Here is a 12,093-nt window from a genome sequence, read left to right on the forward strand (position 1 = left end):
GATGCAGGAGGAATATGATACGGTAGACATGAGGCAGAATCCTTTCTCGATGGTGTTTTGGTCGATGTCATCGTACCGTATCAACGGGGATTCTGTCTCTTTTTTATTGATAATGGAAATAATTGTTAATAAACCCGCAACATAAAAGGAAAGAACTCTTAAGTTGCAGGTTTGAAAACAAATGTTGGTCATGGATTTAAATATTGGAAATTATATCAAATATCATCCATCTGATGGTTTTGCGGGTCAGGCCACGCGGTAGGCGTCATACACGCTTTCCAGGGTCGCGGGTCGCGCCCGCCCGGGCGCGCTGATAAATATCCGCGATCTCTCGTCGCCGGTGATCCTGATGACTGGCATGAAAGGCTTCGCTAATGGTGCCGGTAAATGCCCAAGCAAGCAGGAGCCAGGCGGTTTGGAGGAGAAGCAGGTAGCGTCGGATGGCGGAAGCGCTTCGCAGCCGGTACCGGCCCATCGACAGCTTGCCTTTGGCTTCCTGGAAAAAGGTTTCAATCGCCCATCGGTGCTGGTACCAGGATAAGACGTCCTCCGCGGTCATCAAGGGATCGGTGGAAAAGAAAAACCGGTACGCTTCGTGGGAAGCAGAAGCCCGGGAACCAACGACCACGCCGGACAAGCCTCCTTTCAACCGCCCCTGAAACCGAACCGTTTCATAGGTGGTGGTCCGGACGGTCACAAGGTCCGGCTTTTCCACCTCCCGGGCCCGGTGGGCCCAGTCTCTGGCCGGTAACGGCATGGGGGCCGTGTCGAGCACGCGATTGCTTTTGAGGGCACCGATGAAATGCCAGCCCCGGTCCCGAACGGCACGGATCAGTTTTTCCGATGCATACCAGCTGTCGGCCAGGACATAGACGGGCCGATTACCCACATCGATAGTCCGAAGCTGCTGAAGGGCCAGATCGATTTTGCTGGGCCCTTCCTTATCATATCGTTCGATATGATAAGGATACAGACGCTTTTTCGTCCCCACCATGACCGTCAACCATTGATGCCCATAAACGGTCGTCCCGGTCTGATGATCAAAATGATATCCGCCGTCGTCGATCGGGTGGTGCGCCTGTGACGAAGGCTTCGATTTGGGAACCACGGTATCATCGATGGCGATCAGCACCGGGTTGGCGGAGGACGCCTGCCGCCGGACATGCTGCAGCACGGACCGCTGGAGCTTACGCTCCAGGGCATGGTCATCTACCCGGGACGTGCGAAAAAATCGGGTCACCGATGAATGGTGCACAGCATGATTCGCGGCATCCTGGAGAGCTTTCACACTCCCATTGTGGTGCTCCTGGGTGAAGCCTTCCAACAGCTTTTTCATATGCCGGGCGGCTGGGATGGACATAAAGAACCGGAGGTTCCATTGATCAAAGGCATTGGCGATGCAGGAGGAATATGATACGGTAGACATGAGGCAGAATCCTTTCTCGATGGTGTTTTGGTCGATGTCATCGTACCGTATCAACGGGGATTCTGTCTTCTTTTTGTCGTTAATGGAAATAATTTCTAGTAAACCTGCAACTTAAGAGGAAAGAAGGAAGTACCATGAAAAAACCGAAAATCATTCTCTCATTCGTAGGACTGGTACTCAGCACAGGGCTAATCGGATGCAGCGACGGGGAATCTTCGTCTGAAAGTGCCGGGACCCAGGAAGCGTCTATGAATAGTGACAGCCAGGAAGAAGATAATGTCGATAATTCGGCTGATCATGAAGGAGAGACGAAATCCCAAGACGAACCGGAATCGTCCGAAACCTCATCAGAACAGTCCCCTGAAGGTGTCCGGCAGGAATTGGTAATGGAAGAAGACCAGATCTTTCTGCCGTCCAGTTTCCCCGGCCAAGCAATTGAAAATGTGCTGGTTTCTGTAGCTTCCAACAATGACCAAACCTACAGCGTGCAATACCAGACCAGCGAGGGAGAGGCATTGGCGCATGTTACAGGGTCCCGGTTTGCCAGTAAGCAGGAAGCGGTAGCGGAGCTGGAGTCTTTTCAAAACGGGAAAAAGGTGGGACCGTTCGAGCAGGGAGGAGAAGATCTTGGCTATGGAATTACCGGATACGGGGAAGGGGCAACAGGAAGCCAGTACTTCAGCTGGGAGGAAGGGAATTGGCTTTTAAGCCTCTCCTCTGCGACTGAAGACGAAATTGATCACCCGGCTGTCGCCCGGGAAATCGTAGAATATCTTGAGAGCCACACCCTCCCGGCTCCAGGTGAATTAGGCGTAGTGGATATCCATTATGAACGGGGAAGCGAAGAAGTTAACGTCGATATTCGCTGGCAGGACGGCAGCATGGTGTATGAATTAAGAACCGGGCGTGATCCGTTGGAAGCAATGCAGATGGCGACGTCCATGGAAGAATAGATGATTGCCTCGAAGACAGGAAGTATAATAGTTGGAGGAAACCGGGTCAAGGGACGGTCTTTGGTAAAAAAGGTTATATAAAAAGAAAAGTGGGAATGGAAAAATACTATCTTTACAGGAACCTGAACCAACGCTCCCACAAAAAGGTCGCGCCCCCTTCATAAGTATACAGAAAATAATGAAAACCATGATCACTTGAAGGATGAGGAGGAAAATTATGGCCCATTATCAACGGATTTTAGTAGGAATTGATGCTGTCGAGATACCAACCTACACTGTGTTCGACGAGGCAAAGACAATGGCGGCCGAACACGGTGCCACATTAATCATCGCTTTTGTATTCGACCAAAAGAGATATGCGACGCTCCAGCGTATGGACCCCAAAGGCATTGAACGGTTGCGGACGAAAGCCGCCCTGTATCTCGAAGCGTGTCAGCAGGCCGCATGGGCGTATGGAATTGAGAACGTTGAAACGGTGATGGATTCAGGGGCCCCGAAGAAACGATTAGCGGTCGATTTAGCCAAACGCTACCAGGCAGATGCTATTATTATAGGCGAAAGTGGCGGTAACCGGTTTGAACGCCTGATATTTGGTCACACGTCTAAGGCCATCCGCCGAAAAGCAAACTGCGATGTGCATGTGGTGCAAAACAGCTGAGAGCAACTGCTTAGGTATACGACTAAAGGGAAGCTCATAAGTCCTTTACTGTTTCCATGCACGCAGTAAGTACTTTAGGGGTGGTTTTGCTGAAAACCAGCAGGTCTCTGTCTTTTTCTATATTATTCTTGATATCCAAGCCGTTAAACAAAAATCAACCATAAAGCAAACGTGACAAAAATGGCTGTCGCGCCCTGAATCAGCGTCCCTGTGGTCTGTGCCTTATACGCCTGGGTGACCGACATGCCGCTGAACTCTTTGACGACCCAGAAGTAGCTGTCGTTCACGTGGGAGACGACCATTGCCCCCGCGCCGACAGCCATGACGACGAGCGCCAGCGGCAGGGCTCCCTCGATGCCCAATTCGCCCAAAAGCGGTGCCACCAATGACGATGTGATGACGAGCGCCGCAGTGGACGAGCCCTGGGCTGTTTTCAGGGCGGCCGCAATCAAAAACGGAATGAAGACAAAGATGGCACCGGCGAAGGCTTCATTGGCGGCGACGCCTTCGATGAACTGGGCCACGGGCGTTGCCGTAATGACCGAGCCGAAAGCGCCGCCTGCGCCGGTAATCAGCAGGATTGGCGCGGCTTCTTTAATACCGGTGCCCACCCATTCGGTCAAGGTTTCCTCATCGTATTTGGGCATTAATAAAAAGGCGGCCAAAAGGCCGATCAGAAGCGCTACTGCCGGCGCGCCAAGGAAAAGAAACAGGTCAAATACCGGGCCCTGCCAGCCGGCAAACGTAATCACCGAGCTGAATCCAATCAGAAGAATCGGCACCACAATAGGGGCAAAGGATTTGAGGGCCGACGGCATCGCCCCAAATTCGTTTACGATGGCATTATAGTCGAAGGAGTGGTCATCCTCACCTTCGATATGTATGTTAGTTCCTGCTTTCATCGCCCACAGGTAGCCGGCAATGATAGTCGGGATGGCTACCACAATACCGATTAAAATGATTGTGCCCAGATAATCCTCCGCGCCAATATTTCCGGCAGCTGCAATTGGTCCGGGCGTGGGAGGCACGAGGGTATGAGTGGCAAACAGTCCTGTGGACAGGGCGATGGCCATAGAGGCGACGGTGACCTTCGCTCTTCGTGCCAATGCTTTTTTCAAAGACGACAAAATAACGTAGCCAGAGTCACAGAAGACCGGAATACTGACGATGCTTCCGATCACGCTCATGGCAAGCTGGGGACGGCGTTCCCCCACGAGGCGCAGAACGACTTCCGCCATGCGCAGCGCCGCCCCGGATTTCTCCAGAATCACCCCAATAATTGTACCGAATACAATAACCAGCCCGATGCCGCCCATCAGGTTTCCGAAGCCGCTGTTTACAGCCTCCACCACATCCGGCAGCGGCAGCCCTGCAGCAATACCGAGACCAAATGCAGCGATCAACAAGGACAAGAACGGATGCAGCTTCAATTTTGCCGTGGCAAAAATAACAAACAGCACTCCCAGCGTAATTACTACAATCAGACCGAAACCTTCCATTCAAACACTCCTCTGTATAGTTATATTATTAAAGCCGAAAACACCTATACCAGTGTGCCTTCATTATATGGGAAAGACTACAGGCAAAGAAGGGTAAAAAAGGAAATCAGTGTAATTATGACTCTGTACCTATAAAAAACAGACGCGCTAAACCCTCAAAGGTTTAGCGCGTCTTATTTATTATCTTTAATTAACGCCCCGCATCAACCGTTGAATCAGCGGGGATAGGGCTAAGAGAAGGACACCCAATAGAATAGAAGCGCCTCCGATTATCCCAAAATAAACGATCTCCGAGTCGGGGGAATAAAACTTCACAATTTGCGCATTAATCGCCTGCGCAGAGGCATTCGTTAAAAACCATAAGCTCATCGTCTGGGCGGAGAAGGCGACCGGTGCCAGCTTTGTGGTGGATGAGAGGCCGACCGGGGATAAACAAAGCTCCCCGAGAACAACCAGGAAAAAGCTGAGCACGAGCCACCACGGGCTGACGAGTGAGGCGGTGCCATTGATCACTGCCGGCACAATCATAACTAAAAACGATAGTCCAGCAAAAAATAAGCCGAAGGCAAACTTCTTGGGCGTGGAAGGCTGGCGGTCGCCCCATTTAAGCCAAATCCAGGCAAACAGCGGTGCCAGGAAGATGATAAACAGCGGGTTGAGCGACTGAAACCAGGAAGACTGCAGCTCAATGCCGAAGGAGCTGAGCTCCGTACGCTGATCGGCATACCGTGCAAGAATCACCGATCCCTGCTCCTGGATGGCCCAAAACATCATGGCAGCCACAAACAAGGGAATGTAGGCGAGCAGACGGGACTGCTCCGTTTCCGTCGTTTTCGGGCTTTTATACATGACGATAAAGTAAATGGTGGGGATGACGACCCCGAGGATGCTGATAAGGAAAACAAAATTTGCGATGGTTAAAATTCCTAAGTAGCTGGAAGCGGCACCGAGCAGCCCAACGATAATGGCGCCAATGCCCACGCGGCCGGCGACAATTTTTCTTTCCGTTTTCGATAACGGATTCGGCACATTGGTTCCGGCGAGCCCGAGGTATTTCCTTTTGGTCGCCACAAAAACCAACAGGCCAGCGAGCATGCCGACAGCAGCGATGCCGAAGCCGAGATGAAAATTGTAGCTCTGGCCGACGGTGCCGACAATTAACGGAGCAATAAATGCGCCGAGGTTGATACCCATGTAGAAAATGCTGAATCCTGAATCTCTCCGGTTATCTGTCGGGCTGTACAGATCGCCGACGACACTCGACACGTTCGGCTTCAACAGCCCGGTGCCGATCACGATCAGAAACATGCTGACAAATAAAGCCTGGACGCCCCCGGGGAAGGAAAGGGCTACGTGGCCGAGCATAATGAGTATGCCGCCGTAAAATACAGTGCCCGTGCTGCCAAGCAGCCTATCGGCGATCCAGCCTCCAATAATCCCCGACATGTAAACCAGGGAGCCGTAGATCGCCATAATCGAAGCCGCGGTCCCTTCATCCAGGCCGAGGCCCCCGTTGGAGACTTCGTTATACATGTAAAATAACAGGATGGCCCGCATCCCGTAGTAGGAGAACCGTTCCCAGAACTCCGTGAAAAATAACGTAAACAGCCCTTTAGGATGGCCAAAAAAACCTTTTTGGGGCACACTTTCCAGAATTTCCTGCTTGCTTTTCCCATTCATGATGTAAAAGCCTCCTTAATGATGTCCGGGAAACATAGTGCTGCTGACTTATGTAATATGCTTCCACACCAAACTTTTGATAACAACGCTCACTCCAACAGAAGGGCAGGTGAAATCATACACTCTATCGTAGTAAAAAAAGAAAGAAACGAAAAGACTGTTTTTTGATTCAGAGTAATAGAGTCGGTGGAATAGAGCTCCGTTGTATAAAAACGAATCCTTTCAGCAAATAAATCTATTCGCCCGAAAAAGCCACGATGTCTTGAAGAAACATTGTGGCTTTTTGTGCAGGGAATTATTTTCTATCAACAGCATAAGCATGCATCCTTGTATATTCATTATTTTTTGTTCATTTAATGTAAATAAAAAATCTTTTTGCATAAGTATTGAAAAAATAATTATATTTCGGCTGCCGCCATTGCATTGCTGTTCATATCTATTTTTACCCTTTTTAAGGGGAATGGCACCGTTGTTTTAGTGAGCATAGGAATCCACTTGTTGGAGTGAAAGGAAAATGTAATTGAATAATGATTACAATTGTATTTCGTGAGACCACGCGAATACCTTTGAAGGAAAAACAGCATAGAAAGACAGATTTGAAAAATAAAAAACGATCCAGGGTTGGTATGGATATCAATACGTTAGGGCAAAAGTTTTTTAACCTTGTCCGTACTGCTTTTATTGGCCAAATAGGTTTCATTTTCATGCCCGGCATACATTAAAGCAAAATGCCCGTCCGCGGTTTCCGTTAAATGAATTATGCGTTCTCCACCTGTTTCGCCTTCCCCGTAGTCGATAGTCATATCATAAATAGGTGGTTTTGCTTGAATGCTTTCTCTGCTCGCGCTGCTGATTAACTGTTCAAATGCCTCTATCTCTTCCTGTTTTTCTGAGGTCCAAATAAATTCCTGACTACCGCCCCCAAAACCCTCGGAATCAGATACGGCAACGCCCTGAATGGGTTGAGCGGAGGTAGCCATTTTTTCGGGACCGCAGCCTATTAGGATCAAGCCCAGCATAAAGGTGACTGTTAATAATATCGTCTTTTTCATTTTTGCTCCTTATTGTGTAGCTATGAGTTTTCTTTCCTGGTTAGTATTTTCTGCACGGTGAAAGCAGCGACAGCAGCTATAATTTCATTGGCGATAATATCAATAAACCATAACGAGTTTAAGAATAATGGGTCTATTAAAAATGAAACATAAAGCCAGTTTCCAAATGAAACTCATGGAAAACCCTCTCCACATGCGAAAGTAATAAACGGCACATACTTATTTTATCTTGCTTACTTAAGATGAGACAAATAGATTTCGTTCTGAAAATGGAAAAATATGTATGTTATACTCGTGCTGATTTTGATTGTCTGATAGGCAGTAAACCAAGGGAGGGTTACAATGAGTTTAGCCAAACGCTGGGGACTAATAGCTTTAGCTGTGAGCTTTATCCCCATCATTTTCTTTTTTCTGTATCTTTATGGCCTGGCTCCTTTTCTTAGCGCTATCGGTTATTGGGGGCGATTTTTTCTTCCGATGGGGGTGCTTCTGGGATGTGCGGGGTGCTCCATCGTGTTCAGCGTCCGCGCCTATCAACATCTCAAGCAGGAAGTATTTTTTCCATGGTTGATCTTTTTGTTGTTAACTGTTTATTTATTTAGTGGAATTATTATAGGAATGCTCATGCTTTTATCCGGCATGACGCACTGCGGGTACGGGCCATGCTGATGAAAAAGTTATGAGCGGGTCATAGCACCGGCTGTTTTAGAGTTATTAACTGTGATGTTTAGCTGGTATCTTATTTCAAAAAAATGAAGCGATAAAACTTCCGTATTTTCCAGACATCTCGCCTACAGGGTTCGGGGTGCTTGTTTTTTAAATAAGAGACTACCGATAACCGCAATTCATTTGTTTATTATCTTTCTTTAATTTCTCTGTTCAAAATAAACAGCCCTGGAATGTCGATTCCTTCAAGGGCTGCTTATTATAACGAGAGAAAATATTATACCCACCCGCGGAATTCAGAGGCTGCGGCTATTCTTCGTATACCTACAATGTAGGCAGCAGTACGCATATCAATTTCCTTTTCCTGAGCCATGTGATAAACGGAACGGAAAGCGTTTCTTAATTTATGATTCAGGCGGGTTTCAATTTCATCGAGTGCCCAGTAATATCCTTGATTGTTCTGCACCCACTCAAAGTAAGAGACGGTCACACCGCCGGCACTTGCGAGCACATCCGGGACAAGTAAAATATCTCTGCTGTGCAGGATTTTGGTTGCTTCAAAGGTCGTCGGGCCGTTGGCTGCTTCTGCGACAATTTTGGCCTGTATGCGATGGGCGTTGGCATAAGTAATCTGGTTGGAGACGGCAGCAGGAATTAGGATATCGCACTTCTGCTCCAGTAATTCTTCATTGGAAATAGTGTTTTCGAATCGATTGGTCACCATTCCGAAGCTGTCTCTTTGCTCTGCAATCTCATACACCGGAAGCCCCTGCTCGTCATAAATCCCGCCCAAAACATCACTGATCCCTACGATGGACGCCCCTTTATCGTAAAGAAGCTTGGCCAGGTAGCTGCCTGCGTTCCCAAACCCCTGAATAATAACCTTGCTCTGGTCCCAGCTCATATTTTTTAACTGTAACGCCTCTTCCACAGCTACCACGACTCCCTGGGCTGTCGCTGATTCTCTTCCCAGCGAGCCGCCCAGCTCCAGAGGCTTTCCGGTTATGAACCCCGGGGAGTCAAATTCCCGGATGCGGCTGTACTCATCCATCATCCAGGCCATCACCTGGGCATTGGTATAAACATCCGGAGCGGGGATATCCTTCGTGGGACCTACAATTTGGCTGATAGCCTGCACATATCCTCTGCTGAGCCGTTCCAGCTCGCCTAAAGACATCTGGCGCGGGTCACAGACGATGCCGCCTTTTCCGCCTCCATACGGGAGGTTCACAAGTCCGCATTTTAAAGTCATCCATAACGAAAGGGTGTTCACTTCTTCGATAGTAACGTCCGGGTGGAACCGGATTCCTCCTTTGGTAGGCCCGACCGCATCATTGTGCTGGGCCCGGTAGCCGGTGAACATTTTGGTTTTTCCGTCATCCATGCGGACAGGGATGCGGACAATCATCGTACGAAGCGGTTCTTTAAGCAGGTCGTACATATGCTCCGAATAGCCCAGGGTATTTAAGGCCTCTTTGATTAATTCCTGGGTATGCGTATAAAGAGTAGTGGAAGAAGGAATAGTGCCTGAGTGCGTGGTAACCATTTTATCGGCCGCCTTTCTTGGTATTAACCTAACTATATTCAAGAATCATGCCAACTTGAAGAAGCTGGAAAAGAGGATTATAGTATAGAGAAGAAAAATTATTTGTCGTTGTTTTTAAATTAATATTCCCGGACGAAAAAAATTTTTTCTAAAGAAAAATTAATGAGGTGGTTGCATGATGGAACATGAAATGTACGAAAAGTTAATGGAGGAAGTGGATATAGGAGTGCATGCTGTGGACATGAATGGCAATACAGTTATTTACAACACGAAAATGGCATCCATTGAGAGCATGGATAAAGAAGAAGTAATAAACCGTTCAATAGACCAGGTGTTTAAATTTAAATCCGGAGAACCAAGTACATTGGAGCGTGCCCTGCAGGAAGGCGCAGAGTTTAAAAATATTAAACAAACATATTTAAATAATAAAGGAAATGAGATTACCTCGGTCAATCATACATTCCCGGTGTGGAAAAGGGATACGATCATTGGGGCAGTGGAATTGGCCAAAGATGTGACTATGCTCGAAAAGCTTATTCAGGAAAATATGGACCGGGCCCAGAGAAGTTATTCCTTTGAGGACGTGATCGGCCAAAGCACTGAAATTAAGGAGATTATTGAGTATGCCAAGCGTGCGACAAGAACCAGTTCTTCAGTGCTGATTATCGGAGAAACCGGGACCGGCAAAGAAATTTTTGCCCAGAGTATTCATAATGGCAGCGATCGGTCTTCCAAGCCTTTTATCAGCCAGAACTGTGCTGCTTTGCCTGATAGTCTCATTGAAAGCATCCTGTTTGGCACAAAAAAAGGAGCTTTTACAGGTTCAGCTGACCGGCCCGGATTGTTTGAGCAAGCCGAAGGAGGCACACTTCTACTGGATGAAATCAACTCGTTAAGTATGCATCTGCAGTCCAAGCTGCTGAGAGTGCTCCAGGAGCGCAGCGTCCGGCGGATTGGGGACACCAGGGACATTAGTGTTGACGTCCGTATTATCGCCACCAGTAACGAAGATCCTATTGAGGCTATTACAAACCAGCACCTTCGGAAGGATCTTTATTACCGCCTTGGAGTTGTTTCTTTATTTATCCCTCCTTTAAAAGACCGTAAAGACGACATTAAGATGTTAAGTGATTATTTTATCCAGAAATATAATGCTTTGTTCCGTATGAACATTGAAAAAGTTGACGAAAATGTCATGCAATTTTTTATGAATTATGAATGGCCGGGAAATGTAAGGGAACTGGAGCATCTAATTGAAGGGGCTATGAATATAACTGATCATGAAACAGCTATACGGGCTTCGCATCTTCCCATGCATATACATAAAAGGATAAAAGCAGCTTCAGATGGTTCAAAGTCAGCTGCGCCAGATTTTCACCAGGAGGAGCCCGCCGAAGAAAAACCAGCAGCTTCCACTGGACAAATGGGGTTACATGACTTTCTATACTATCAGGAAAAACAATTCATTTTAAAAGTGCTGGAAGAAAACAATTATCATGTGAAGGATTCAGCGGCCCAGCTGGGCTTGAGCCGTCAGAGCCTGCATTACCGGTTAAACAAGCTGAATATCCAGAAGTTACGGCTGTAGACTAGTTCTCCAAAGAATTTCTTTGGAGAATTTATATTATTTTGCCTTTATTGGCACAAAAATTGCATTAATTGGTCGTGTAAGCGAATACATAAATGGGAGGACGCAAAATGAAAACTAAAATAGCTATTCATGGAGTACCGATGGATTTAGGCCAGGGGCGCAGAGGAGTGAACATGGGCCCGAGCGCCATACGTTATGCGGGGATGTTTGACCGATTGAACAGGTTAGGCTGTGAGGTGGAGGATTTTGGTGACATTTACGTAGATACGAGGCAGAAAGCGGAGGAGGACCGCTCGAAGAATTTACAGGAAATCACCAGGGTAAACCAGGAGCTTGCAGAACGTATTTCGACGAATATTGAAAAAGGTTATTTCCCGCTGACGATCGGGGGAGACCACAGCATTTCTATTGGCTCTATTGCGGGCGTGTCCGCGCATTATGAAAATCTGGGGCTGATATGGTATGACGCTCACGGAGATCTGAATACGGATGATACCTCTCCTTCCGGCAATATCCACGGCATGCCTTTAGCTGTAGCATTAGGGCTTGGGAATCAGCAGTTAACGAATATTCAGCATGCAGACCGGAAAGTACAGCCGGAAAATATCGTTATCATTGGCGCGCGCTCGTTGGATGAAGGGGAGAAAAAGCTCATTCATGAGCTGGGTATACGGGTTTATACGATGCATGAGATTGACCACTCGGGCATGTCCCATGTAATCAAAGATGCAATCGCTTACTTAAGCTCTAAGACGGATGGCATTCACCTCAGTCTCGATCTGGATGGCCTGGACCCGGAAGAAGCGCCAGGAGTCGGAACACCTGTTGTAGGCGGAATGAGCTACCGGGAAAGTCATTTGGCAATGGAAATGCTTGCAGAGGCGGATATTATCACCTCCGCAGATTTTGTGGAAGTAAATCCTATTCTTGATGAAAAGAACAGGACAGCGCAAATCGCAGTCGAATTGATGGGCTCCCTGTTCGGGGAGAAACTGCTGTAGAAAGCTTATGATTTCATCATC

General features: G+C 47.7%; 9 protein-coding genes and 1 pseudogene. 5 read left to right on the top strand and 5 right to left on the bottom strand.

All coding sequences use genetic code 11. The annotated features are described in order from the left end of the window. Positions 1–246: 246 nt before the first annotated feature. Positions 247–1,426, bottom strand: a pseudogene (locus CHL76_RS08320) (IS701 family transposase). A gap of 134 nt (positions 1,427–1,560) precedes the next feature. On the opposite strand from CHL76_RS08320, the gene CHL76_RS08325 reads away from it, so the two are divergent. Further along, complete coding sequence (locus CHL76_RS08325) at positions 1,561–2,379, top strand: hypothetical protein (RefSeq protein ID WP_094908302.1); 819 nt, start codon at positions 1,561–1,563, stop codon at positions 2,377–2,379. Positions 2,380–2,596: 217 nt separating this feature from the next. Then, on the top strand, positions 2,597–3,037 hold the full coding sequence (locus tag CHL76_RS08330; protein ID WP_158219116.1) for a universal stress protein: 441 nt from the start codon (positions 2,597–2,599) through the stop codon (positions 3,035–3,037). A gap of 143 nt (positions 3,038–3,180) precedes the next feature. Here CHL76_RS08330 and CHL76_RS08335 read toward each other — a convergent pair whose 3' ends face one another. From CHL76_RS08335 to CHL76_RS08345, 3 genes are all read right to left on the bottom strand, one after another. Further along, the gene (locus tag CHL76_RS08335) at positions 3,181–4,536 is read right to left on the bottom strand and encodes a GntP family permease (RefSeq protein ID WP_094908303.1); all 1,356 of its coding nucleotides are present in this window, start codon (positions 4,534–4,536) and stop codon (positions 3,181–3,183) included. Between the two features lie 186 nt (positions 4,537–4,722). After that, positions 4,723–6,216 carry a peptide MFS transporter gene (locus CHL76_RS08340; protein WP_094908304.1) on the bottom strand — a complete coding sequence of 498 codons (1,494 nt, stop codon included), beginning with the start codon at positions 6,214–6,216 and terminating at the stop codon, positions 4,723–4,725. Positions 6,217–6,857: 641 nt separating this feature from the next. Then, entirely contained in the window at positions 6,858–7,268 is a 411-nt protein-coding gene (locus CHL76_RS08345) for a hypothetical protein (RefSeq protein WP_094908305.1), read from the bottom strand. 342 nt (positions 7,269–7,610) lie between these two features. Between CHL76_RS08345 and CHL76_RS08350 the strand changes: the two genes are divergently transcribed. Beyond that, positions 7,611–7,937: a hypothetical protein gene (locus tag CHL76_RS08350; protein WP_094908306.1), complete on the top strand. Its 327-nt coding sequence runs from the start codon at positions 7,611–7,613 to the stop codon at positions 7,935–7,937. Between the two features lie 274 nt (positions 7,938–8,211). Here CHL76_RS08350 and CHL76_RS08355 read toward each other — a convergent pair whose 3' ends face one another. After that, complete coding sequence (locus CHL76_RS08355) at positions 8,212–9,480, bottom strand: Glu/Leu/Phe/Val family dehydrogenase (protein ID WP_094908307.1); 1,269 nt, start codon at positions 9,478–9,480, stop codon at positions 8,212–8,214. Positions 9,481–9,655: 175 nt separating this feature from the next. Between CHL76_RS08355 and CHL76_RS08360 the strand changes: the two genes are divergently transcribed. Then, positions 9,656–11,068 carry a sigma-54 interaction domain-containing protein gene (locus CHL76_RS08360; RefSeq protein WP_094908308.1) on the top strand — a complete coding sequence of 471 codons (1,413 nt, stop codon included), beginning with the start codon at positions 9,656–9,658 and terminating at the stop codon, positions 11,066–11,068. A gap of 110 nt (positions 11,069–11,178) precedes the next feature. Continuing rightward, a complete protein-coding gene (gene rocF / locus CHL76_RS08365; RefSeq protein ID WP_094908309.1) occupies positions 11,179–12,072 on the top strand; it encodes an arginase in 894 nt (297 codons plus the stop codon). Positions 12,073–12,093 lie beyond the last annotated feature (21 nt).

The sequence above is a fragment of the Marinococcus halophilus genome (genome assembly GCF_002265875.1).
Taxonomy (GTDB): domain Bacteria; phylum Bacillota; class Bacilli; order Bacillales; family Marinococcaceae; genus Marinococcus; species Marinococcus halophilus.

Bases quoted from the DNA above. Each gene is read 5' to 3' on its own strand.
- CHL76_RS08325 (WP_094908302.1), top strand. From the start codon at position 1,561: ATGAAAAAACCGAAAATCATTCTCTCATTCGTAGGACTGGTACTCAGC.
- CHL76_RS08330 (WP_158219116.1), top strand. From the start codon at position 2,597: ATGGCCCATTATCAACGGATTTTAGTAGGAATTGATGCTGTCGAGATA.
- CHL76_RS08335 (WP_094908303.1), bottom strand. From the start codon at position 4,536: ATGGAAGGTTTCGGTCTGATTGTAGTAATTACGCTGGGAGTGCTGTTT.
- CHL76_RS08340 (WP_094908304.1), bottom strand. From the start codon at position 6,216: ATGAATGGGAAAAGCAAGCAGGAAATTCTGGAAAGTGTGCCCCAAAAA.
- CHL76_RS08345 (WP_094908305.1), bottom strand. From the start codon at position 7,268: ATGAAAAAGACGATATTATTAACAGTCACCTTTATGCTGGGCTTGATC.
- CHL76_RS08350 (WP_094908306.1), top strand. From the start codon at position 7,611: ATGAGTTTAGCCAAACGCTGGGGACTAATAGCTTTAGCTGTGAGCTTT.
- CHL76_RS08355 (WP_094908307.1), bottom strand. From the start codon at position 9,480: ATGGTTACCACGCACTCAGGCACTATTCCTTCTTCCACTACTCTTTAT.
- CHL76_RS08360 (WP_094908308.1), top strand. From the start codon at position 9,656: ATGATGGAACATGAAATGTACGAAAAGTTAATGGAGGAAGTGGATATA.
- rocF (WP_094908309.1), top strand. From the start codon at position 11,179: ATGAAAACTAAAATAGCTATTCATGGAGTACCGATGGATTTAGGCCAG.